The sequence below is a fragment of the Gottschalkia purinilytica genome, from assembly GCF_001190785.1.
Lineage (GTDB): Bacteria > Bacillota > Clostridia > Tissierellales > Gottschalkiaceae > Gottschalkia_A > Gottschalkia_A purinilytica.
The window spans coordinates 137,681-161,559 of sequence record NZ_LGSS01000001.1 but is presented as its reverse complement, the minus strand read 5'-3'; the positions used below and the strand labels follow the sequence as shown (position 1 = coordinate 161,559).

Here is a 23,879-nt window from a genome sequence, read left to right as displayed (position 1 = left end):
ACACTCTTTTATTTTATTAGTTTTCTTTGCTTTCAAGTTTTTTACTTTCAAGCTTCAATATGAAACCTGTAGAAAATGCAGTTATAGGTATAGCAATGATTAATCCTATACTTCCTACTAATGCTCGTACTATTTCAGTTGCCATTAAATCCAAATTTAAAATCTTAGATAACGAAGTATCGTATGACATAAATAGTAGCAGTAGAGGTATGGAACTACCAGTATAGGCTAAGATTAGTGTGTTTGACATTGTCCCCATAACATCTTTACCTATATTTAAACCTGACTTTATTAATTCTCGTGGAGAAATATCTGGATTTAACACTTTTAGTTCATACATAGCTGAAGCTATGGACATACCGATATCCATAACGGCACCTAAGGTACCTATTATAATTCCAGAGAATAATAATCCTCTAAAATCAAAAGATATTTTCTGAGGAATAAACATGAGCATACCAGCTTCTTCACTGTTTAATCCTGTTAATTTTACTAAAGATCCTACTATGTATGCTAGGACACCAGCACATACAACTCCTCCTACAGTACCTACTATAGCAGAAAAAGATTTTACATTAAAACCACCTATAATAAAGAAAGTAATTAAAGTTATTAATGTTGCAGAAACTATAGCAACCCATATTGGATTATAACCTTTTAATATCATAGGTAGCATAAAAAACATAATTATAACAGCAGTAATGCTTAAAGTGATTACTGATTTTAATCCTTTAAGTCCTCCTATTATAATTAACAATGCTACAAAAATAACCAACAAGATGATAAGATATTTATCTCTTATGTAATCTGAAATAGAAATTTTAGGTGCATCATTTTTAGAGTCTTCAATGCTTAGAAGAACCTCATCTCCTTTTTTTACTTTTATATCGTATGAAGGATTTCCACTTAAATTATTTTCTATAACGAATTCTTCACCCTTAAACTTTCCACTTAAAACTTTTACTTTTACAACTTGAGTTTCCAAAGATAGATCTGGATTATTTTTTTCTTTTAGTTGAGCATCTTTTATTACCTCTATTACTTTGCCACGAGCAGAATCAATTTTTTCATTTAAATCTTTTTCACTACTTGCAAGGCCAGATATAGGTGTAAGTATAGTCAAGAAAAATGCTAAAAAGCAAATAATGTACTTTCTCACTTAATCACTCCTTTTAAAATTTTCAATAGAAATATTATAACATTAATATATTATTACAACAAAGTTTAATAAAAGGTTATAAGTTAAATGGTAATTAATATATAATTAGTATTGAATGGAAATCTTCTTTATATATTTTTAGAATAATAAAATTGTAAATAAAATAACTCTTATTTTATATCAATTGTGATATAATATTTTTTATGAGTTAAATGAATTAGATATATATTTCAAATATTTTATAAAATAAGTTATAGTTTACTGTAATTTAATGTATTACTCTTGAATTCAATTACGTACTTTTGAATGTAACATTATATGTAAAGGAGGGTTTTTATGAGTAGAGTTCAAGTTATAACAGATAGTACAGCTTATATACCTAAAGAGTACATAAAAGAAAATGAAATAGAAGTAGTGCCTTTATCAGTGGAACTTTGTGGTGAAGTACAAAAAGAAGGATTTCCTGGGGAATTTGATGATTTTTTTTATAAGCTTGAGAATACGAAAGATTATCCTAAGACCTCTCAACCAGCAGTAGGAGAGTTTATAGAAGCTTATGAAAGAGCATTTAAAAGAGGAGATGAAATTGTAGCTATAATATTCTCATCTAAGTTAAGTGGAGCCTATAACAGTGCATGTACAGCTGCTAATATGCTTAATTCTGATAAGATAACAGTTATAGATACTGAAAGTGCAGTAGGAAATTTAAAAGTATTAGTAGAAACTGCCGTAGATTTATCCAAACAAAATGCATCAAGACAAGAAATTGTAGAAGCTATAAAAAATGTAAGAGAAAATATGAGTATAAACTTAACAGTAGAGTCTTTGGAATACTTAAAGAGAGGTGGAAGACTCTCAAATGTCGAAGCAGTTATAGGAACGCTTCTTAATATAAAACCTATAATTGGACTTATAGAAGGAAAGCTTATTGCGACGGAGAAAATAAGAGGGAAGAAAAAGGCGATTAATAACATGATTGATAAAGTTCCAGATCATGTTAAAAAAATAAGTATAGGACATGTACAGAATATAGATGAAGCATTAGAATTAAAGAGTATTTTAGAAACTAAGTTTAGTAATGCTAGAATAACAATAGATGAAATTGGACCTGTTATAGGTGCACATTTAGGGCCTAAAGCTATAGGTATATGTTCGAGTTGGTAAAATAAAGGAAGCTTTGTTTTTAAGCTTCCTTTATTTTATAATTTCCTCTAATATATATTTTTCATAGCGTTTTATTTCAGTATCATTATAAACTAAACTCCATAATTTTAGTCTTTGTATTTTATTTTCTTGAGATTCGTTACCATTACCAAATATAGATTTATATAGTTTATCAAACACATTAGTTATATAAAGACCTGCGTTAAATTCATCCAAATCTTCAATTTGATTTATATTTATTAACTCTTTAACACCTTCATTTACTTTTTCTACAAATTCACTACTATTCATATATAAACCTCCTAGATATGTATCATTTAAATAAAATTATAACATACTTATAAATATCAAGATAAGTAACTATAATAAATAAATAGTAACTCTATTTATTAGCTATAAAATAAATATATCATAAATAAAATAAGCTGTGTTTATTATGACATAGCTTCCTTTATTTATGATATATTATTTAGTAAAGTAAAAAGTAAGATGAGAGAATAATAAATGTATTTAAATATTTTTTATTATGAAATTAAATAAATACAGTTAGTTGTATAACATGTTTCACATACTATCATAATTATATTAATTTTAGAGAATTATTTATGAACTAAAACATATTATCACAATAACAAAAGAATTAAGATTATTTATTATATAACTTTTATGACAAAAGTGTAAGAAAAAGAAGTCAAATTGTAATTAAAATGAATAGGATATTTTTAAATAAAAAAGTAAAATGTTATTAGAGCGTTAAAATGAATACGACATTAGGAGGTGCTATAAATGAAAAAAACTGTTTTTTTAAGTCTGATAATAGTAATTATTTTAAGTAGTATAAACAGTTTTGCTAATGGAGTATATAATGATAAATATTCTATAGATGAAAATTTAATAGAACAAATATCTGCGAATGTATCTAATTATACAAAAATAAATAAAATTCCAGAAGATTTAATCAATGCAGTTGTATCCGTTGAGGATAAAAGGTTTTATAGACACTATGGATTCGATATTATTGGCATAGGAAGAGCATTTATAACAAATATAAAAGAAGGCACAATTAAAGAAGGAGGAAGCACTATTACTCAACAGTTAGCTAAGAATCTTTTCTTTAGCAATGAAAAAACGCTAAAAAGAAAGCTAAAAGAATTGATTGTTGCTATTAAAATAGAAAATGAATATACTAAAGATGAAATTTTAGAGATGTATTTAAACTTAATTTACTTTGGAGAAGAATCATATGGAGTACAGAATGCTAGTCTAACTTACTTTAATAAAAATGTAGAGGATTTGTCTTTAGAGGAATGTGCTATGCTTGCTGGACTACCACAAGCTCCTAGTGCGTATAGTCCTCTTAAATATCCAGATAAAGCTAAGCGCAGACAGGAAAGAGTTCTGAAAGCGATGACTGAAAATGGATATGTTGAACAGAATTTAGAAATGTTCAAAGTGCAATTAAAACCAGAAGTCTCTAGATAATAAGTTGAACATAGGGGATTTAAAAGCCATATAAATATTAAAAATTTTATTTTTATAACTTTGGAAGGTTAAACTTTGGAGGTATGATGTAATTGATAAATTTTATAAAAAGAATCATTAAATTATCTATATTAGTTTTTACGGCAATTATATTTATAGCTATATTTACACATATTATGAAAAGCAAAGACAAAATATCTTTAAGTTATGCAGATATGTTAAGGTATATTGAAACATCAGATAAAATAAGTAAGGGAAAGCTACAAGTTAATTGGAAAAATTTAGTTGCAATAGATTCTGTAAGACATGAGAAAAACTTGGCAAGTATTTCAAATAACGATATTGAAGAACTAGGAAATAGGTTTATAGAGAAAAAAAGTACAAGCTATAAAAACTTTAAATCCAAATATAGACTAAGAAAGCTAGATGAAGTCTTGAATGATTTAAATTTTGAAGAAAAAGAAAGAAAAAAAGTATATGAATATTTAGAACAATTAAAATATAAAGGTTTAACAAGAAATGAGCTTAATGAAAGTTCATCTAATATTAAGTTTATTGAGGAAATAAGTGATGATGCTATAAATGTATTTTATGATTATGGTATATTACCTTCAATTATTATTTCTCAAGCTATTCTTGAATCTGGTTGGGGTAAATCTAAGTTATATACAGAGGGAAATAACATATTTGGAATAAAAGCTGACACAGCATGGAATGGAGATGCTATACAAATGAATACGACTGAATTTCACAATGATGAAATTACAGCTAGTTTTAGAAAATACTTTAGTAAAAAAGAGTCTCTAGAAGATTATGCAAAGTTTTTACATCAAAATAAAAGATATGCTAAAAATGGTGTATTTAATGCTAGTCATTACACAGAGCAAGCTAAAGCATTAGAGAATGCAGGATATAGTACTAGACAAAATGAAAGTGGAGAAAAAATATATGCCAAATTACTAATTAGTATAATAAAAGAATATAATCTTCAGCTTATAGATTCGAAAGCTCAATCTGTAGAATAATAAAATATTAAATATCTATAGATATTAAGGTTAAAGATAAAAAAGTCATATGCTTATAATAAACATATGACTTTAATGGTTTTAGAAACTATTCATTTGTAATTTCACTTATCATTTTATTTATAGCATCTAGATATGCTTCTATACTTGAAGCTATAACGTCTGTATTTAATCCTCGGCCAGTGAATGACTTTCCATCTTTATTTATTTTGACAACAGCTTCACCTTGAGAATCTTCTCCTTCAGTAACTGAACCTAATGAGTAGTCTTCAAGTACAAACGGAATATTTACTATTTTATTTATTGCATTATAAGATGCATCTATAGGTCCATCACCAGTTGCAACTTCTTCAGTCAATTTATCTTCATTTAAAAGAGCTACAGAAGCAGTTGCTGTTATACTAGAACCACTATTAATTACAAAGTTTTTTAATGAATATATTTGAGGAATAGAAATAGATTCCTTTGTTATTATCGCTTCTAGATCTTTATCATATACAGTCTTCTTTTTATCTACAAGTATTTTGAATTGTTCAAATGCTGCATCTAAGTCTTCTTTAGAAAGATTAAAGCCTAAAGTTTTAAGTCTATCTTCAAATGCATGACGCCCTGAATGTTTTCCTAAAACCATTTTATTAGTAGAAAGACCTACTGATTCTGGAGTCATTATTTCGTAAGTGCTTCTTTCCGCTAACATTCCATGCTGATGTATACCAGATTCATGGGCAAAAGCGTTAGCACCTACTATAGCTTTGTTAGGTTGAACTCCTACACCAGTTATGGAAGTAAGCAATCTACTAGATTTAGTTATTTCTTTTGTAATAATATTAGTATCAGCATTAAAGAAGTCTTTTCTAGTGTTAAGTCCCATCACGACTTCTTCTAGAGCCGCATTACCAGCTCTTTCTCCTATTCCATTAATAGTACACTCTACTTGAGTAGCTCCTGCTCTTACAGCAGCTAAACTATTTGCAACTGCCATACCTAAGTCATTATGACAGTGAACAGATATATCTATTTTATCTATATTTGGCACATTTAATTTTAAATGATTAATAATTTTAAAGAATTCATCAGGAGTAGTATATCCTACTGTATCAGGTATGTTTACAACAGTTGCTCCTGCTTTGATTACTTCTTCAACAACTTTACATAGAAAATCTAGATTTGTTCTAGAAGCATCTTCAGCAGAAAACTCTATATCACTACAATACTTTTTAGCATATTTAACCATACTAACTGCTCTTTCAAGAACTTCTTCTGGACTCATTCTTAGCTTATACTTCATGTGTATATCAGAAGTAGCTATAAAAGTATGAATTCGAGGATTGCTAGCATATTGTAAAGCTTCCCAAGCACGATCTATATCTTTAGGGAGAGCTCTTGCTAAACTAGCTACTGTGCAATTTTTTATATTTTGTGCAATTGTTTTAACTGATTCAAAGTCTCCAGGAGAAGCTATAGCAAATCCGGATTCTATTATGTCTACGTTTAAAGCTTCTAGCTGTTTAGCTAAGACTAATTTTTCTTTTAAGTTCATAGTACATCCTGGTGATTGTTCTCCATCTCTTAAAGTAGTATCAAAAATCTTAATTTTTTTACTCATTTTAATTACCCCCTAAATTTAAGTTAAGATATAGGCCTATATATATTTTTAGTTTGTATTTTTCTAATTTATATTTTTATTTATAATAGTGAGCTCAAGATATAATAATGAAAAATTTATAAAAACAAAAAACTCGTCCTTATAGCAAAGGACGAGTATAACCCGCGGTACCACCTTAATTGTAATTATGTATAAAACATCATAATTACCTCTTTAACAGTATTATAAAAAGCCTTTATCGAGGCTAGTCGGTATCAGCTACTAAGAAAATATCCTTTCGAAGATACTGCTTAGGAGTGAGTGTACTTTAAGGCAATATCGATTCTCACCTAACATCGACTCTCTTAAAATGCTACATAAAATACTTATCTCCATCATTGCTTCAAATTTATAACTTTAACTAATTATTATGTATTCTAACAACATTCAATATTGTTGTCAATAGAAAAAAACAAAAAGTCTATATATTCAAAAAATTTAAAAAATAATGAAACTTAAATAGGCAAAGTAGTTGACATATTTTAATTTCAATAGTAAAATTCTAGATAATATTCATATTTTAATAAAATAATTTTAAAAATATATAAAAGATCAAATAATAGAAAATAATTCATACAAAATCTAAAGACCTTCGTTCCATAAGTAATACTGGAGCGAAGGATTTTTTAAACTTTACAGCAAAAAATGGCAAAATTATACATAAAGGAGGGGAAAGTATGCTTGTAGCAGATGCAATAGTTAAATGTTTAGAATTGGAGAATGTAGAAGTTATATTTGGATATCCTGGTGGAGCAGTTTTACCTATATATGAATCTTTAAGAAAATCTAGCATAAAGCATATATTAGTTAGACAAGAACAGTCAGCTGCACATAATGCTAACGGATATGCTAGAGCTTCATCAAAAGTAGGCGTTTGTATGGCTACTTCAGGACCAGGAGCAACTAACTTAATTACAGGTATAGCTACTGCTTACATGGATTCTGTACCGTTGGTAGTTATAACAGGTCAAGTAAGTTCTAATCTTATTGGAAAAGATGTATTTCAAGAAGCAGATATAATAGGAGCTACAGAGCCTTTTACTAAATATAACTACTTAGTAAAAAAAGCTGAAGATATTCCGAGAATAATAAAAGAAGCATTTTACATTGCTTCTACAGGAAGACCTGGGCCTGTACTAATAGATATTCCTTCAGATATACAGAGACAAAAGATAGATTTTCAGTATCCGGAAAGTGTAGATATAAGAGGTTATAAACCTGTATATGAGGGGCATATTGGACAAATTAAAAGAGCTATAAGGAAAATAAAAAGTAGCAAGAAACCAGTAATATGTGCTGGTGGTGGCATAATAACATCAAATGCTTTTAAAGAATTGGAAGCATTCGTAGAGAAGTCAGGGATACCAGTAGTAAATACACTTATGGGATTAGGTTCTTTTCCTAGTGACTCACCTTATTATATTGGAATGGTAGGTTCTCATGGCCATAGATATTCAAACAAAGTAATTGATAAGTCAGATCTTCTAATAATTATAGGGGCTAGGTTAGCTGATAGATCTACTATATATGAAAATGGCAAAGGGGCAGATATTATTCATATAGATATAGACTCGGCTGAAATAGGAAAGAAACTCTCAGCAACTATTCCTGTAGTAGGAGATGCAAAAAATATTTTGAAAGAAATGACAGATAGAATAGAGATTCTTAACTTAAATGAATGGTTTGATGAAATAAAAGAAATAAAAGAAAAATATAAAAGTAAAAAAGCAGAATGTATTTATACCAATCCTCGTGAAGCTATGAAGTTGGTATCTGACATAGTAGATAATAATACAATATTAACTGCAGACGTTGGACAAAATCAATTTTGGGCAGCTAGAAATTTTTCAATAAAAGGAAATAGAAGGTTTATTACTTCTGGTGGATTAGGGACTATGGGATATAGTTTACCAGCTTCCATTGGTGCAAAGATAGCATGTCCAGATAAAACAGTTATAAGTGTTTCAGGAGATGCAGGAATACAAATGTTATTATCAGAATTAGGAGTTATAAAAGAATATAATTTAGATATAAAGATAATTGTTTTTAACAATAGTAGATTAGGAATGGTTAGGGAATTACAAGATTTATTATATGGAAAAGGAAACAATAGTGCTGTTGAAATCAATTCATCACCGGATTTTGTTAAAATTGCAGAAGGATATGGAATAAAAGGCATAAAGGTTAGTTCAAATGAAGAATTTGAAAAAAACTTTAAAGAAATTATAAAGATAAAAGAAGCTTTTTTAATAGAATGTATAGTTGATAGTGACTTTAGTACACTTTAGTTGGAGGTGATTACAATGAAGCATATATTATCTGTATTAGTAGAAAATCAATCAGGAGTTTTAAGTAAAATATCAGGACTTTTTACAAGAAGAGGATATAATATAGATAGTTTATCAGTTGGAGAAACTGAAGATCCTGAAATATCACGAATGACTATCACTGTAAAGGGAGATAGACATATAGTAGAACAAATAGTTAAGCAACTAAATAAGCTTATAGATGTAATCAAAGTAATAGAGCTTGAAAGTGATGAAGCTGTATGTAGAGAACTTTTACTTATAAGAATTAAGGCAGATTTTCAAACAAGATCAGATATCATAGGTATTGCAGATGTTTTTAGAGCAAAAATAATAGATGTTTCTAATGAAAGTCTTATATTAGAGCTTACAGGAGATGAAAGTAAAATAGAGTCTTTTACTGAAATACTAAAGCCTTATGGAATTTTAGAATATACTCGTACAGGAATAACAGCGTTAAAAAGAGGTAAATATATTTAGAAAACAGATGCTAAAACATTTAATGTTTTAGCATCTGTTTTTTTATTCATATTATTTTAACTTTTATAAGTTACAGAATCACTATTTTTATTAACAACAAAAATAATATCTTAATTAAATTTGATACAAAGTTTAAGAATTAAAGTAAATAAAACGTTGATATTTACTTATTATATCGCTTTTATATTTAATTATTAAACAAGTAAAATAATATATAAGCTATATATTATTTTATAAGTATATCTAAATATTAAATGTATAATTAGAAAAGTATAAAAATTTTAAAAATTCAAAAAACTTTTTAAATATATTAAAATTTTGGTTGACATTTTTATTGAAGTTGATATATATTTGTTATATAGTAAATTTATATACGAAAAATGATTTAGTAACTGAACTAAGAAAATTTAGAATAAGGTTCTAGATGATTTTGGAGGAATAGGAAATGGAAAGACTTATTAGAAATAAAGATATAGAACAATTTAACTTTTATTTTTACTTTAGCTGGGGCTACTTTTATTTTAGCGCTGGTTATTTGTCCTACAAAAAAATAAAAAGGTTCTTATCTAGTGAGTCTTATATACCAATAAGTATAAGTGTATAATAAGTTATATGAAATTAAGATTATAACTTTTGAAAAATACATTAAATGTAAAAAGGAGCCTCATTGGAGGTTCCTTTTTTTATAATTAATAGGAGGTTATTCATGATGATTATAGTATTAAATCAACAAACGCCACAGAAGGAAATAGATTCAATAGTAAATAAGATGAAACAGTTAGGAGTACAAGTACATGAATCAGTAGGGGAAACTTATCATCTAATAGGACTTGTAGGTGATACTAGTAGAATTGATAGAGAGCAAATAAGAGCAAACAGATACGTGGATAATTTGATATTTGTACAACAACCATATAAACTTGCAAATAGATTATTTAATCCAGATGATACGGTTATAGATGTTAGAGGTTCAAAAATAGGAGGAGGTCAAATCGCTATAATGGCAGGACCTTGTTCGGTAGAAAGTGAAGACCAAATTGTGAATATAGCGGAAGAAATAAAAAAATCGGGAGCTACTTTCTTAAGAGGAGGAGCATTTAAGCCAAGAACATCACCTTACAGCTTTCAGGGGTTAAGAGAAGAAGGGCTTGAATTATTAAAAATAGCTAGAGAAAAAACCGGACTTCCAATAGTTACAGAGATAATGTCAGCGGACTATGTAGAAAAGTTTGTAGAAGATGTAGATGTGATCCAAGTTGGAGCAAGGAATATGCAGAACTTTGAATTATTAAAAGAACTAGGAAAAACTAAAAAGCCTATATTATTAAAAAGAGGCTTATCTGCAACTATAGAGGAGCTATTAATGTCAGCTGAGTATATAATGGCTGGTGGAAATGAAAATGTAATCCTTTGTGAACGAGGAATTAGAACATTTGAAAACTATACTAGAAATACATTAGACTTAAGTGCTATACCTGTTATAAAGAAACTTAGTCATTTACCAGTAATAGTTGATCCTAGTCATGCTGCAGGATTATGGTGGTTAGTTGAACCATTAGCAAAAGCATCAATAGCAGTTGGAGCAGATGGACTTCTAATAGAAGTACATAATGATCCAGAAAATGCTAGATGTGACGGACAACAATCGATAAAACCAGAAAGATTTGAGAGTTTAATAAAATCATTAAGAGATATTGCTAAGCTTGAAAATAAAAGCATATAAATGGAGGGGTTTGAGTTGGAGTTTGACTTTAATATAACTATAGTTGGGTTAGGCCTTATAGGAGGATCTTTTGCAATGGCACTTAGAGACTTAAAGCCTAAAAATTTATGGGCTATAGATATAGATACAGATGCAATGGAAACAGCTGAAAGGCTTAATATAATAGATAAAGGATATACAAATCCTGAGGTTCCCCTTAAAAAATCTGACATAGTTATATTATGTGTATATCCTGAATTAACTATAAAGTTTATAAAGGATAACTTAAAATACTTTAAAAGTGGTGCTATAATTACTGATACTGCTGGGATAAAAGATAAAGTGATTAATGAAATAAATACTTTTATAAGAGAAGATATAGATTTTATAGGTGGTCATCCTATGGCAGGAAAAGAATCTAAAGGACTACAATATGCTTCTAAAGATATATTTGATGGTGCTAACTATATAATTACACCTATACCTAAAAATAATAAACATAATGTTAGTATTATAGAAGATATAGCTACAAAGATAGGATGTAAAAGTATAATAAAAATTGATCCCAAGACACATGACGAAGTTATAGCTTATACTAGTCAATTACCACATGTATTAGCTGTAGCATTAATGAATTGTAATAATATAGAAAATGTAGAAACATTTATCGGAGGGAGCTTTAGAGATACTACAAGGGTAGCTAAAATAAACTCTAAGCTCTGGTCCGAATTATTAATGGAGAATAAAGAAAATATTTTAAATCAAATAGATCTATTTCAAGCGTATATATCTAGTATAAAAGAAGCTATTGAAAATGAAAGAATGGAATCTTTAGAAGACATATTTAGTGAAGCTAGTTCAAAGAAAGGGGAAGCAATTTAAATATGTATGAACTTAATATAAAATTACCAGATAAAAAGTATGACATATTCATACAAAAAGGAATCATAAATAATATAGGAGAAGAAATAAAGAAGATCTATAAAAATAAGAAAATATTTGTAATTACAGATTCTAATGTAAATAGAATATATGGAGAACAATTAAAAAAGAATCTAGCTAATAGTGGATTTGAAGTATACTTTGTAGTAGTAGAAGCAGGAGAAAAAAGTAAATCTATAAGTGTATTAGAATATGTATATAATCAACTTTTAGAAAATGGAATAACAAGAGGAGATGTAATAGTAACTTTTGGTGGTGGAGTAGTAGGTGACTTGGGAGGATTTGTAGCTTCTACTTTACTTAGAGGAATAAAATTTATTCAAATACCTACATCTTTATTATCTCAAATAGATAGTAGTATAGGTGGAAAAGTTGCAGTAAATTTACCTATTGGAAAAAACTTGGTGGGAAGTTTCTATCATCCAGAAGTAGTCTATATAGATCCAGAACTTTTAAAAACTCTGGAAAAAAGATTTTTATATGATGGAATGGCTGAAGTAATAAAATATGGATGTATAAGGGATAAACAATTATTAGAAAAACTATTATTATATGAATCAGAAGAAGAATTATTTAAAAATATAGAGGAAGTTATTTATAAATGTTGTGATATAAAAAGAGCTATAGTGGAAGAAGATGAAAAAGATACTGGAATAAGAATGATATTAAACTTTGGTCATACTATCGGTCACGCTATAGAGAGATATTTTGATTATGAGAAATATACACATGGAGAAGCTGTAGCAATGGGAATGTATCATATAACACAAAAGAGTGAAAGTCTTAATGAAACTGAAAAAGGAACAGCAAATATTATAAAAGATGTTTTGATAAAATATAATCTTTCTTACGAGTTACCAGATATGAAAAAAGAAAAAATACTAGAAGCAATAAATCTAGATAAAAAAAGTAATGCAGATTCTATAAGTATTGTTCTTTTAGATAACATAGGTAATGGATATTTAAAGAAAATTAAAAGGGAAGAAATTTTTGATTATATATAACAATCTTTTCTAACCTATAGAAAGGAGTTTTAAAATGAATAATGTAAAAATAGTTCCTTCTACATTAAATGGAGAAATTACAATACCGCCTTCTAAAAGTATGAGTCATAGAGCTATAATATGTGCAAGTTTTTCAGAAGGTATAAGTGAAATACATAATATAGCTCTTTCGGATGACATCATTGCTACTTTAGATGCCATGAAATCAATAGGTGTTGAAATATTAGACATACAACAAGATACAAGTACTGGTACTAATAAAGTTATTGTAAGAGGGACGAGAAATTTTGAAGTGAAAAATGAAATCATAGATTGCAAAGAGTCTGGTTCAACAATAAGATTTTTAATACCTATAGTAACTTTGACAAATGACAAAATAACAGTTACAGGAAGAGGTAGACTTGTAGAAAGACCTTTAGATACTTATTATAATATTTTTGACAAACAACAATTAAAGTATACGAATAATAATGGAAAGCTTCCTTTAACGTTAGAAGGGAAAATACAGTCAGGTATATTTGAAATAGAAGGGGATGTTAGCTCTCAATTTATAACAGGACTTCTATTTACACTACCTGTATTAGATGAAGATTCTAAAATTATTATAACTACTGAGTTAGAATCAAAAGGTTATGTAGATTTAACTATAGATATTTTACAAAAATTTGGGATAGAAATAATAAATAATAATTATAGAGAGTTTATCATAAAAGGAAATCAAACTTACAAAAGCAGAGATTATAAGGTAGAAGGAGATTACTCACAAGCAGCATTTTGGATTGTTGCAGGAACATTAGTTGGCGGTATTAAATGTAAAGATTTAGACATAAGTTCTTTGCAGGGAGATAAAGCTGTTATTGATATAGTAAGAGAGATGGGTGGAAATATATCTGAATATGAAGACGGAATAGAGGTTAAGGCTTCAAAAACTAAGGGAGTAGTTATAGATGCATCACAATGTCCAGATATAATACCAGTATTATCAGTACTTGCATCTTTAAGTGAAGGAACGACTAAAATTATAAATGGAAAGAGACTTCGTATAAAAGAATCTGATCGATTAACTTCTACAGCTACTGAACTAAATAAATTAGGTGCAGATATAGAGGAATTAGAAGATGGACTCATAATAAAAGGTAAAGACAAGTTAAAAGGAGGAGTAACTGTAGATAGCTGGAATGATCATCGTATAGCTATGGCTTTAGGAATAGCTTCCATAAAGTGTGAAGAATCTATAGTAATTACTAATAGCAATTCTGTAACAAAATCATATCCAAACTTTTGGGATGACTTTAAAAAGTTAGGAGGAAATATAGATGAGTGGAGTATGGGGAAATAACATAAGACTTTCTATATTTGGAGAGTCACATGGAAAAGGAATAGGAATAGTAATAGATGGATTACCTCCAGGAGTGGAATTAAATCTAGATTATATAAATAAAGAAATGCAAAGAAGAGCTCCAGGTAAAAATAACATATCTACTCCACGTAAAGAAGCAGATCAATTCGAAATATTAAGTGGATATTTTAATGATAGAACAACAGGAGCACCTTTATCTGCTGTAATATGGAATTCAAATCAGCGCTCTAAAGATTATGACTCTATAAAGAATGTTATGAGACCAGGACATGCAGATTACCCTGGGTATGTAAGATATTCAGGATATAATGACTATAGAGGTGGCGGACATTTTTCAGGTAGAATAACGGCTCCATTAGTATTTGCTGGAGCAATTGCAAAACAAATACTAAATAAAAAGAATATATTAGTAGGAAGTCATATAAAATGTATAGAGAATATAAGTGATGATGAATTAGATTTTGTAAATATTGACTTTAATATGTTAAAAGAGATATCTAATAAATCTTTTCCGGTTATTAATGATGAAAAGGGAGAATTGATGAAAGAGGCTATATTAGATGCAAGCTCGGATTTAGACTCAGTAGGAGGTATTATAGAAGCAGCTATATTAAACTTACCTGCAGGTATAGGATCACCTTTCTTTGATTCTGTAGAAAGTAAATTGAGTCATATGTTATTTTCAGTACCATCTGTAAAAGGAGTAGAATTTGGAGTAGGCTTTGATATAACTAAAATGAGAGGATCAGAGTCAAATGATCAGTACTTTATAGAAAATGATAAAGTTAAAACCTACACTAATAACAATGGTGGTATAACTGGTGGAATTACAAATGGCATGCCTGTTATATTTAGAGTAGCTATAAAGCCAACACCATCTATTTCTAAAAAACAAAAAACAATAGATATAGCTAGTAAGGAAAATAAAGAATTAGAAGTTCATGGACGTCACGATCCATGTATAGTTCAAAGAGCAGTTCCAGTTATAGAATCTGTTTCTGCTATCACTATATTAGATTTGATGATGGAAAAGGGGGAGATATAGTGAATGAACTTGATGATATTAGAACAAGAATAGACTGTATAGATAAGGAAATAACGAAACTCTTTGAAGAAAGAATGTCTAAAGTTATACAAGTTGCTCAGTATAAAGAAAAAAACAATCAACCTATTTTTGATAATTCTAGAGAAGAGGAAGTTATTCGTAGAAATAAAACTTACTTAAAAGATAAAGAGTATGAAAAAGCATTGGAAGAGTTTTATAAAGAATTAATGGCAATAAGTCGAAGAATACAAGCAAAGAAAATATTCTGTGAACATGAATATGATAACAAATCATCAAGTGTATATAATATATTTAATAGTATTAAAGAAAAAAAAGAAAATATAAAAGTATGTTTTCAAGGAGTTCCTGGCGCATTTAGTGAGCAAGCTCTTATAGAATATTTTGGAGAAAATACTCCTAGATGCAATGTAGCTGAATTTGAAGATGTGTTTAAGCAGTTAAAAAACGAGGACGTTGATTATGGAATTCTTCCTATAGAAAACTCATCTACAGGTGGAATTTCTGAAGTATGTGATCTACTAAGAAAATATGGTTTTTATATAGTAGGAGAAAGAAGTGTAAAAGTAGATCATAACTTACTTGGAATCAAAGGAAGCAAATTAGAAGATATAAAAGAAATTTACTCACATCCTCAAGCATTACAACAAAGTAGTGAATTTTTAAAAACTAGTTCATCTTGGAGGTTATTTCCTTATAGAAATACTGCTGAAAGTGCAAAACTTGTTAAAGAAAGTAATAGAATAGAGAGAGCAGCTATAGCAAGTAGAAAAGCAGCAGAGCTATATGACTTAGAAATAATAGCGTCTAGTATAAATTACAATAACAATAATCATACAAGATTTATTATAATAGGTAAAAATCTAGAGATAGATGAAGAAAGTAATAAGGTAAGTGTAGTTATGTCTGTACCTCACAAACCAGGAGCTTTATATAGTGCTTTAAACTACTTTGCTGAAAATAATTTAAACATGCAAAGAATTGAGTCTAGACCTATAATAGATAAATCTTGGGAATATTTCTTTTATATAGATTTTGAAGGTAATTTAAAAGATGAAAACTTAAGAAAAGCTATTGCTGATTTAGAGAAAAATAGCCTATATTTTAAATTGCTAGGAAATTATAAAAGTCATGTTTAAAGATTTTATACTAAAGACCGCTTAGGAGGTCCCAATTATGATAAATATTAATAAAAATATAGTTCTTATTGGAATGCCAGGTTGTGGGAAGACTATTATAGGAAAGTTGTTATCAGATAAATTAAACGTGAAATTTTGCGATATAGACGAATATATAGTCGATAATGAAGGTAAAAGTATATCTGAGATTTTTAAAAATGGAGAAGAGCATTTTAGAGACATAGAAAGCAAAGCAGTAAAAGAAGTATCAAGAAATTACCCTGTAATTATATCAACAGGAGGAGGAGTAGTAAAAAGAGTTGAAAATATAAATATACTAAAAGAAAATGGTGTAATTATATTTATAAATAGACCTGTTGAAGATATAATCTCGGATGTAGATGTAGCTAAGAGACCATTGCTTAAAGATGGTAAGGAAAAAGTATATGAACTATATGAAGAAAGATATAAGTTATATAAAAACTACTGTGACTATGAAATAATAAATAATGAGGATATGGATTGTGCTGTTAACAAGCTTATAGACATAATTAAATATAATATTCTTGGAGATGAATAATAAAATGAAAATACTAGTAATAAATGGACCTAATATAAACATGCTTGGTATAAGAGAAAAAAATATATATGGAACAGAAAATTATGAAAGCATGTGTTCAATATTGAAAAGTAAAGAGAATGATTTTAATATAAAGTTAGATATTTTACAAAGCAATATAGAGGGTGAAATAGTAGGTTTTATACATAATGCCTATGAGAAGTATGATGGTATTATAATTAACCCTGGTGCTTATACACACTATAGTATAGCAATATATGATGCTTTAAAATCTGTAGATATTCCTACTGTAGAGGTTCATATTAGTAATGTTCATGCGAGAGAAGAGTTCAGAAGAAAATCAGTTACTGCACCGGCTTGTATTGGACAAATAAGTGGCTTTGGAACTTACGGATATGAATTAGCAATATTAGCATTATTAAATAATATAAAAAAATAGTTTGAAGATTGAGAATTTTAAGAAAAATCTTGACATAAGCTTATATTATTAATATAATAATTGCAATAGACATATAAATATGGTACTCATCAAGAGTGATGGAGGGACTGGCCCTATGAAATCCGGCAACCAAGTTTATACTATGGTGCTAAATCCAGCGGTATATGATACCGAGAAGATGAGAGAATTAGAAATTAAACTTCTTTCATCAGAAAGAAGTTTTTTTATTTTAGAAAGGAGAAGTAACTATGCCAATAGTAATACCTAATGAACTTCCAGCCTATAAAATACTGACTAATGAAAATATATTTGTTATGGGAGAAAAAAGGGCGTTAACACAAGATATTAGACCACAAAAAATTGTAATTCTTAATCTTATGCCCACTAAGATAGAAACGGAAACTCAGCTACTTAGACTTTTAGGAAATACTTCACTACAGGTAGAGATTACACTACTGCATACAGCAACATATCAATCTAAGAATACTAGTAAAGAACACTTAGGAAGTTTTTATAAAACTTTTGATGAAATAAAACATAAAAAATTTGATGGAATGATTATAACAGGAGCTCCTGTAGAACAAATGCCATTTGAGGAAGTAGAATATTGGGATGAATTAGTGAGAATATTTGAGTTCACAAAGACTAATGTTACTTCTACTTTCCATATATGTTGGGGAGCACAAGCAGGTCTTTATTATCACTATGGAGTTAATAAATATTCAGTGGATAAAAAAATATTTGGTGTATTTCTTCATAAAGTAAACGATAAGAAAAATAAGCTTATGAGAGGTTTTGATGACTTTTACTATGCTCCACATTCAAGGCATACAGACGTATTTAGAAAAGATATAGAAAATGTACCTGAGTTAGAAATACTGTCAGAATCAGATGAATCAGGAGTATATATAGTTGCTACTAATGATGGTAAACAAATATTTGTAACAGGTCATTCAGAGTATGATCCTTTTACACTAAAAAAAGAATATGACAGAGATGCATCTAAAGGACTAGAAAACGTGGAAATACCAAAAAATTATTTTCCGAATGATGATCCTAACAAAGAGCCTATTGTAAGATGGAGAAGTCATGCTAGTCTATTATATTCAAACTGGTTGAACTATTATGTATATCAAGAAACACCATATTTACTGGATTAAGAATTATTTGCTTACAAAGTTAAGACTTAGTATAATGTCTATGATAAATCTCTAATTTTTCAAATATTTAATATTAATTTTGAAAAGCTAGAGATTTTATTATTTTTTTAGATTATTAAGTTATAATATATAGTAAATATCGAGAATTTAAGGAGGAAAAATGAACAGTAAACTTGATAGAAAATTTTATAATAGAGATACAATAGAGGTAGCGAAAGATTTGTTAGGAAAGCTATTGGTTTATCAAGTAGATAATAAGAAACTAATAGGAAAAATAGTTGAAACAGAAGCATATATGGGGCCTATAGATAAAGCAGCACATTCCTATGGAGGAAAAAGAACACCAAGAGTAGAAGTTATGTATGGTAAACCTGGGGTGGCTTATATATATCTTATATATGGAATGTATAATTGTTTTAATGTAGTTACAAGAGAGGAAGGAAGACCAGAAGCAGTTCTAGTAAGAGCATTGGAACCTGTTGAAGGATTAGATGAAATGGCTTTAAATAGATTTAAGAAGCCTTATAATGAGTTAAATAAAAAGCAAATAAAAAATTTAACTAATGGACCTGGTAAGTTGTGTATGGCATTTAATATAGATAGAAGTTTAAATAAAGAAGATCTATGTGAAAATAAAATATTTATAAAGAAACAAGAATTTGAAGAAAAGTTTGATATAATACATTCTAAGCGTATAGGAATAGACTATGCAGAAGAAGCTAAAGATTATTTATGGAGGTTTTATATAAAGGGAAACGAGTATGTTTCTGTAAAATAATTATTAGTTTAAATAGAAAAATATATAAAATATCTAACTGTTTTAAAATATAGCAATGCATTATAAAAGGGGAATAAGTATTATGAAAAAAATAATGAAAGTAATATTTTCAGTATTCTTTATATTTACATTTTTATTAGGATATCAGCAGGTAGTAAAAGCTGATGATTCTCTTACTATAACTAATTGGAGAATAGATTCTAGACTAAAAGAAAATGGAGATTTACATATACAAGAAGATATCACATTTAGCTTTTCTAAATACTTTAATGGAGTATTTAGAAATATACTTTTAAATAAAACATCTGGAATAGAAGATATAAAAGTTAAAGAAATTGATTCTGGGAAAAAAGATTATGAGTATAGAAAAGTTGACAGAGCATCTAAAGGAGACAAAGGAGTATATGTAATAGAAAATAATAAAGATGAATATAGAGTAAAAGTTTTTTCTCCATCTGAAGATGAATCAAAGACATTTAGGATTAGTTATACCATTAAAAATGTGGCAATAAAATATAATGACACAGGAGAACTTTACTATAACTTTATTGGAAAAGAGAATGAAAATCATATAGAAAAACTTAGAATTAATCTTAAATTGCCATATTCATTTAATAGAGAAGATGTAAAAATATTTGGGCATGGACCTTTAAATGGTAAAATAAACTATGGTGATGGTAACCTTATAAAAGTAAAAGTTGAAGACATAGCAGATAATAACAATGTTACAGTAAGGATATTGTTTCCAAAAGAGTTCGTGAAACAGTCTAGTAATATAGTCAAGAAGAATAAATATGATGAAATAATGAGTGAAGAGAAAGCATATGCTGAGGATATTAAGAGAAAAGAACAAGTTGAGAAAAAACTAGGAAGATTACTGTATAAGATAAGTTTTGTATTAAGTGGGTTTGCCATAATAACGTTATTTATTAGCTTTTTTAAGTTTAAAAGAAATAGAAATTTATTAAATTTAGATTATAATAACTATGAAATGACAGATAATACTCCAGCAGAAGTTAGCTTCATAATGAATAAATATGTTTCTACAGATAGCATTATGGCAACTATACTTGATTTGTGTAGAAAAGGGTATTTGAGAATACGACAAGAAGGAAAAGATAAATATATTGACAAGGAAGATAAGGATAAGGAAGAAATACAAAACTTTAAAATAACTAAAATAAAAGATATAGATGATAAATTAAAAGAGCATGAAAAATATTTTATGAATTTACTGATTAATGATATAGGTAATGGGACATTTGTAACTACTAAAAAAATAAAAAAATATGGAGAAAAGAAAGATAGTGATCTAGAAGAAAAAATATATAAATGGAAAGATATAATTAAAAACTCTATTTACGGAAAAGAATACTTTGATAAAAAAGCAAAAAAAATTGGAACAAAACTATTAATAATTTTTGTCTCATTCATTGTAATATCGATAATTGCATTAGTTTATAATGCTTTAAGTGGATTTGTATTATTAATATTATCTATATACGGAATAATGTACAGCTCGTATCTTATAGGAAGAAAAAGTGATAAAGGATATATAGAATATAATAAGTGGAAAAAATTCAAAATATACATTCAAAGCTTAAATGGTAGTGAGAACATAGAAGATATATTAAAGTATTCTTTAGATTTTTCTATTGTATATTCTATAGCATTGGGTTTAAATAAAGATATTGTAGATAAGTTTAATATAAAGGAAGAAAATTCATATAAGCAACAAGTCTTTACTAACAGTTGGCTATACTGGTATATTATATTTGGTAATAATGGTGATTTTAATAAAAGTATAAACTCATCATTTGAATCTACCATATCGCCATCTACAGGTTCTGGAGGAGGTTTCACTGGAGGAGGAACTGGTGGCGCTGGTGGAGGCGGTGCTGGTGGTTTTTAAGTAAAAATAAAAGCTCTTTTCTAGCAATGGTTATGATGAATAACAAATCTAGGAAAGAGTTTTTTTATTGAAATAATTTTATTTTTAGTATACTATATAAGTATATTAGGAAATGCTTATATAGTAAAAGAGGTGAGTCAAATAGAAAATGAGATAAAACTTTTAAAAGCACTTGCCCATCCAATACGATTAAAAATAATAAAAAAATTAGCCGATGGTGAACTTTGTGTTTGTAAATTAAATGAAGATGTTGAATTTAGTCAATCAAATTTGTCACAACACCTTAGAATATTACGAGAAGCTAAAGTCGTAAAAGCTAGAAAAGAAGGGATGTGGATACATTATAGTATCTTAGATAGAAAGATTTTAGATATTATAGGTATGATCGAGGAACTAAGTAATATAACCAATGACTAAAAGAGTTAATAGATATTGTAAAATTAACGCTATGTCATATTAAAGTTAAAAAATATATACTTTTATAGTTTAAATAAGAAATAAATAAAATGGATGGTTATAGTATAAAATAAATGAGCATAAAAAGGAGATGGATATAAGTGAATGATTTAAAAAAAGATAATATAATTAAATCTGTTCGAGAAAGTTATAAAAATATTGCAGTAGAATCTAAATCTAAAAAAAGCTGTTGCGGTGGAGCACCTAAATTAAAAGCATCTGCAAGTAAAGTATCTACTAGTATAGGATACTCTAAAAAAGATATTACTTCTGTACCAGAAGAATCTAATATGGGACTTGGATGTGGAAATCCTCAGTTAATAGCAAACTTAAAAGAAGGAGAAACTGTTTTAGACCTTGGAAGTGGAGGTGGATTTGATTCCTTTTTAGCAGCTAATAAAGTGGGGGAAAATGGACATGTTATTGGTGTTGATATGACACCTGAAATGATTAGCAAAGCCCGATCAAATATAGTAAAAGGTAACTACAAGAATGTAGAATTTAGATTAGGAGAAATCGAAAATCTTCCTGTAGCAGATAATATAGTAGACGTAATTATATCTAACTGTGTTATAAATCTATCTCCTAATAAACAAAGAGTGTATAATGAAGCATATCGTGTACTTAAAACTGGAGGTAGAATCGCTATATCAGATGTCATACTTATAAATGAGTTAACAGATGAGATGAAAAATGATGAAAAATTATACTGTGGATGAGTAACTGGAGCTTCTTCAGTTGAAGACTTAAGAAGAATTTTAGAAAATTCTGGATTTAAGAATATAAATATTGATACTAAAGAGGTATCAGAAGAATATGCTAAAAAGTGGGGACATAATTTAAAAGTAGATGAGTATATTATGTCAGCGTACATTACAGCTACTAAGTAATTATAAATAGTGGACTTGAAAATATAGCTTCTTTTATTGACGGTAAGTACTTTAACCTTATAAATAAAAAACAGCAAGGATTTTAAAAATCCTTGCTGTTTTTTATTTAAAGCTATTATCATTATTTTAGGTAATCTACTACTAAATCACCTATTTCTTTACAACCAACTAGCTTACACCCTTCGCTATAAATATCTCCTGTACGATACCCATTATCTAATACAGATTCTACAGCAGTTTCAATAGCTTTTGCTTCATTTTCAAGGTCAAATGAATATCTTAGCATCATAGCTACAGAAAGAATAGTAGCTAATGGGTTAGCCTTATTTTGTCCTGCAATATCTGGAGCTGAACCATGACTTGGTTCGTATAATCCAAATTTACCTTCAGCTAAACTAGCAGATGGAAGCATTCCTATAGATCCTGTCAACATACTAGCTTGATCTGATAATATATCTCCAAACATATTTGTAGTAACCACAACATCGAATTGTTTAGGGTCACGAACTAACTGCATAGCAGCATTATCTACTAGTAAGTGGTTTAAAGTAACATCAGGATAATCTTTAGCTACTTCAAGAACAGTTTCTCTCCATAATCTAGAGCTTTCTAATACGTTCATTTTATCTATATTAGTGACAAGATTTCCTCTTTTTCTGGCTATTTCAAATGCAACTCTCGTGATTCTATCTATTTCTTTAACTGAATATGACTCTGTATCATATGCACTTTGACCATCTTCAGAACGTCCTCTTTCTCCAAAGTAGATACCTCCAGTTAATTCACGAACAACACATATGTCAAGACTGTCACCGATTACTTCTGGTTTTAGTGGAGAAGCATCTTTAAGGGCTTTATAAAGTAATGCTGGACGTAAATTAGCAAATAAACCTAATTCTTTTCTTATTTTAAGAAGACCAGCTTCTGGTCTTAAATGTCCAGGAAGTGTATCCCACTTAGGTCCACCAACAGCGCCTAATAGAACAGCATCACTTTTTTTACAAACGTCTACAGTTTCATTTGGAAGAGGGTTACCAGTTTCATCTATAGCAATTCCTCCAGCTAATACTTCTGTATATTTAAATTCATGACCATAAATTTCACCTATTTTATTAAGAACTTTTAAAGCTTCATCAACTATCTCTGGACCTATACCATCGCCAGGGATTACAGCTATATTATAATTCATGTTTATTCCTCCTAAGCTATCTAAA

22 protein-coding genes, 1 riboswitch and 1 other annotated feature are annotated in these 23,879 nt (G+C 28.5%); of the genes, 18 read left to right on the top strand and 4 right to left on the bottom strand.

Features of this window, described 5'->3' with window-relative positions; genetic code table 11:
- Window positions 1–16: 16 nt before the first annotated feature.
- Window positions 17–1,159, bottom strand: coding sequence for a YibE/F family protein (locus CLPU_RS00810; protein WP_050353735.1), 1,143 nt, complete (start codon window positions 1,157–1,159; stop codon window positions 17–19).
- Between the two features lie 336 nt (window positions 1,160–1,495).
- Here CLPU_RS00810 and CLPU_RS00805 point away from each other — a divergent pair, with 336 nt between their 5' ends.
- Window positions 1,496–2,323 (top strand): DegV family protein, encoded by an 828-nt coding sequence (locus CLPU_RS00805; RefSeq protein WP_050353734.1) that lies wholly within the window; start codon window positions 1,496–1,498, stop codon window positions 2,321–2,323.
- A gap of 30 nt (window positions 2,324–2,353) precedes the next feature.
- Here the strand turns inward: CLPU_RS00805 and CLPU_RS00800 are convergent, their stop codons facing one another.
- Window positions 2,354–2,614 (bottom strand): hypothetical protein, encoded by a 261-nt coding sequence (locus tag CLPU_RS00800; RefSeq protein WP_050353733.1) that lies wholly within the window; start codon window positions 2,612–2,614, stop codon window positions 2,354–2,356.
- 495 nt (window positions 2,615–3,109) lie between these two features.
- Here CLPU_RS00800 and CLPU_RS00795 point away from each other — a divergent pair, with 495 nt between their 5' ends.
- Complete coding sequence (locus CLPU_RS00795; RefSeq protein WP_050353732.1) at window positions 3,110–3,805, top strand: transglycosylase domain-containing protein; 696 nt, start codon at window positions 3,110–3,112, stop codon at window positions 3,803–3,805.
- Window positions 3,806–3,897: 92 nt separating this feature from the next.
- On the top strand, window positions 3,898–4,830 hold the full coding sequence (locus CLPU_RS00790) for a glucosaminidase domain-containing protein (protein WP_050353731.1): 933 nt from the start codon (window positions 3,898–3,900) through the stop codon (window positions 4,828–4,830).
- A gap of 88 nt (window positions 4,831–4,918) precedes the next feature.
- Here CLPU_RS00790 and CLPU_RS00785 read toward each other — a convergent pair whose 3' ends face one another.
- Window positions 4,919–6,436 (bottom strand): 2-isopropylmalate synthase, encoded by a 1,518-nt coding sequence (locus tag CLPU_RS00785; RefSeq protein WP_050353730.1) that lies wholly within the window; start codon window positions 6,434–6,436, stop codon window positions 4,919–4,921.
- Window positions 6,437–6,580: 144 nt separating this feature from the next.
- Window positions 6,581–6,823 (bottom strand) — a binding site (T-box leader).
- A 329-nt stretch (window positions 6,824–7,152) separates the two neighbouring features.
- Here CLPU_RS00785 and ilvB point away from each other — a divergent pair.
- The 15 genes from ilvB (at window position 7,153) to arsM (ending at window position 22,494) form a co-directional block, all read left to right on the top strand.
- Entirely contained in the window at window positions 7,153–8,763 is a 1,611-nt protein-coding gene (gene ilvB / locus CLPU_RS00780; protein ID WP_050353729.1) for a biosynthetic-type acetolactate synthase large subunit, read from the top strand.
- 15 nt (window positions 8,764–8,778) lie between these two features.
- The gene (gene ilvN / locus CLPU_RS00775; RefSeq protein ID WP_050353728.1) at window positions 8,779–9,261 is read left to right on the top strand and encodes an acetolactate synthase small subunit; all 483 of its coding nucleotides are present in this window, start codon (window positions 8,779–8,781) and stop codon (window positions 9,259–9,261) included.
- A gap of 709 nt (window positions 9,262–9,970) precedes the next feature.
- A complete protein-coding gene (aroF, locus tag CLPU_RS00770; protein ID WP_050353940.1) occupies window positions 9,971–10,984 on the top strand; it encodes a 3-deoxy-7-phosphoheptulonate synthase in 1,014 nt (337 codons plus the stop codon).
- A 15-nt stretch (window positions 10,985–10,999) separates the two neighbouring features.
- Window positions 11,000–11,845 (top strand): prephenate dehydrogenase, encoded by an 846-nt coding sequence (locus CLPU_RS00765; protein ID WP_200898427.1) that lies wholly within the window; start codon window positions 11,000–11,002, stop codon window positions 11,843–11,845.
- A gap of 2 nt (window positions 11,846–11,847) precedes the next feature.
- Window positions 11,848–12,909, top strand: coding sequence for a 3-dehydroquinate synthase (gene aroB, locus CLPU_RS00760; RefSeq protein ID WP_050353726.1), 1,062 nt, complete (start codon window positions 11,848–11,850; stop codon window positions 12,907–12,909).
- A 34-nt stretch (window positions 12,910–12,943) separates the two neighbouring features.
- Window positions 12,944–14,248 carry a 3-phosphoshikimate 1-carboxyvinyltransferase gene (gene aroA / locus CLPU_RS00755; protein ID WP_050353725.1) on the top strand — a complete coding sequence of 435 codons (1,305 nt, stop codon included), beginning with the start codon at window positions 12,944–12,946 and terminating at the stop codon, window positions 14,246–14,248.
- Window positions 14,226–15,314: a chorismate synthase gene (aroC, locus tag CLPU_RS00750; protein ID WP_050353724.1), complete on the top strand. Its 1,089-nt coding sequence runs from the start codon at window positions 14,226–14,228 to the stop codon at window positions 15,312–15,314. The genes aroA and aroC overlap by 23 nt, the downstream gene beginning before the upstream one ends.
- The gene (gene pheA, locus CLPU_RS00745) at window positions 15,314–16,471 is read left to right on the top strand and encodes a prephenate dehydratase (protein ID WP_050353723.1); all 1,158 of its coding nucleotides are present in this window, start codon (window positions 15,314–15,316) and stop codon (window positions 16,469–16,471) included. The genes aroC and pheA overlap by 1 nt, the downstream gene beginning before the upstream one ends.
- 37 nt (window positions 16,472–16,508) lie before the next feature.
- Window positions 16,509–17,030 carry a shikimate kinase gene (locus CLPU_RS00740; protein ID WP_050353722.1) on the top strand — a complete coding sequence of 174 codons (522 nt, stop codon included), beginning with the start codon at window positions 16,509–16,511 and terminating at the stop codon, window positions 17,028–17,030.
- Window positions 17,031–17,034: 4 nt separating this feature from the next.
- Window positions 17,035–17,469, top strand: a complete 435-nt coding sequence (gene aroQ / locus CLPU_RS00735; RefSeq protein ID WP_050353721.1) for a type II 3-dehydroquinate dehydratase — start codon at window positions 17,035–17,037, stop codon at window positions 17,467–17,469.
- Between the two features lie 83 nt (window positions 17,470–17,552).
- A riboswitch (SAM riboswitch) is annotated at window positions 17,553–17,654 on the top strand.
- Between the two features lie 63 nt (window positions 17,655–17,717).
- Complete coding sequence (metA, locus tag CLPU_RS00730; RefSeq protein WP_050353720.1) at window positions 17,718–18,629, top strand: homoserine O-acetyltransferase MetA; 912 nt, start codon at window positions 17,718–17,720, stop codon at window positions 18,627–18,629.
- Window positions 18,630–18,789: 160 nt separating this feature from the next.
- A complete protein-coding gene (locus tag CLPU_RS00725) occupies window positions 18,790–19,407 on the top strand; it encodes a DNA-3-methyladenine glycosylase (protein ID WP_050353719.1) in 618 nt (205 codons plus the stop codon).
- Between the two features lie 82 nt (window positions 19,408–19,489).
- The gene (locus CLPU_RS00720) at window positions 19,490–21,319 is read left to right on the top strand and encodes a DUF2207 domain-containing protein (RefSeq protein ID WP_050353718.1); all 1,830 of its coding nucleotides are present in this window, start codon (window positions 19,490–19,492) and stop codon (window positions 21,317–21,319) included.
- A gap of 132 nt (window positions 21,320–21,451) precedes the next feature.
- On the top strand, window positions 21,452–21,736 hold the full coding sequence (locus tag CLPU_RS00715) for an ArsR/SmtB family transcription factor (protein ID WP_050353717.1): 285 nt from the start codon (window positions 21,452–21,454) through the stop codon (window positions 21,734–21,736).
- A 140-nt stretch (window positions 21,737–21,876) separates the two neighbouring features.
- Window positions 21,877–22,494, top strand: coding sequence for an arsenite methyltransferase (gene arsM, locus CLPU_RS00710; protein WP_097677518.1), 618 nt, complete (start codon window positions 21,877–21,879; stop codon window positions 22,492–22,494).
- A 292-nt stretch (window positions 22,495–22,786) separates the two neighbouring features.
- Here the strand turns inward: arsM and leuB are convergent, their stop codons facing one another.
- Complete coding sequence (gene leuB, locus CLPU_RS00705) at window positions 22,787–23,854, bottom strand: 3-isopropylmalate dehydrogenase (protein WP_050353716.1); 1,068 nt, start codon at window positions 23,852–23,854, stop codon at window positions 22,787–22,789.
- Between the last annotated feature and the right edge of the window lie 25 nt (window positions 23,855–23,879).

Coding starts and splice junctions, on each gene's coding strand:
- CLPU_RS00805 (WP_050353734.1), top strand. CDS start 1,496: ATGAGTAGAGTTCAAGTTATAACAGATAGTACAGCTTATATACCTAAA.
- CLPU_RS00800 (WP_050353733.1), bottom strand. CDS start 2,614: ATGAATAGTAGTGAATTTGTAGAAAAAGTAAATGAAGGTGTTAAAGAG.
- CLPU_RS00795 (WP_050353732.1), top strand. CDS start 3,110: ATGAAAAAAACTGTTTTTTTAAGTCTGATAATAGTAATTATTTTAAGT.
- CLPU_RS00785 (WP_050353730.1), bottom strand. CDS start 6,436: ATGAGTAAAAAAATTAAGATTTTTGATACTACTTTAAGAGATGGAGAA.
- ilvB (WP_050353729.1), top strand. CDS start 7,153: ATGCTTGTAGCAGATGCAATAGTTAAATGTTTAGAATTGGAGAATGTA.
- ilvN (WP_050353728.1), top strand. CDS start 8,779: ATGAAGCATATATTATCTGTATTAGTAGAAAATCAATCAGGAGTTTTA.
- aroF (WP_050353940.1), top strand. CDS start 9,971: ATGATTATAGTATTAAATCAACAAACGCCACAGAAGGAAATAGATTCA.
- aroB (WP_050353726.1), top strand. CDS start 11,848: ATGTATGAACTTAATATAAAATTACCAGATAAAAAGTATGACATATTC.
- aroA (WP_050353725.1), top strand. CDS start 12,944: ATGAATAATGTAAAAATAGTTCCTTCTACATTAAATGGAGAAATTACA.
- aroC (WP_050353724.1), top strand. CDS start 14,226: ATGAGTGGAGTATGGGGAAATAACATAAGACTTTCTATATTTGGAGAG.
- CLPU_RS00740 (WP_050353722.1), top strand. CDS start 16,509: ATGATAAATATTAATAAAAATATAGTTCTTATTGGAATGCCAGGTTGT.
- aroQ (WP_050353721.1), top strand. CDS start 17,035: ATGAAAATACTAGTAATAAATGGACCTAATATAAACATGCTTGGTATA.
- metA (WP_050353720.1), top strand. CDS start 17,718: ATGCCAATAGTAATACCTAATGAACTTCCAGCCTATAAAATACTGACT.
- CLPU_RS00725 (WP_050353719.1), top strand. CDS start 18,790: ATGAACAGTAAACTTGATAGAAAATTTTATAATAGAGATACAATAGAG.
- CLPU_RS00720 (WP_050353718.1), top strand. CDS start 19,490: ATGAAAAAAATAATGAAAGTAATATTTTCAGTATTCTTTATATTTACA.
- leuB (WP_050353716.1), bottom strand. CDS start 23,854: ATGAATTATAATATAGCTGTAATCCCTGGCGATGGTATAGGTCCAGAG.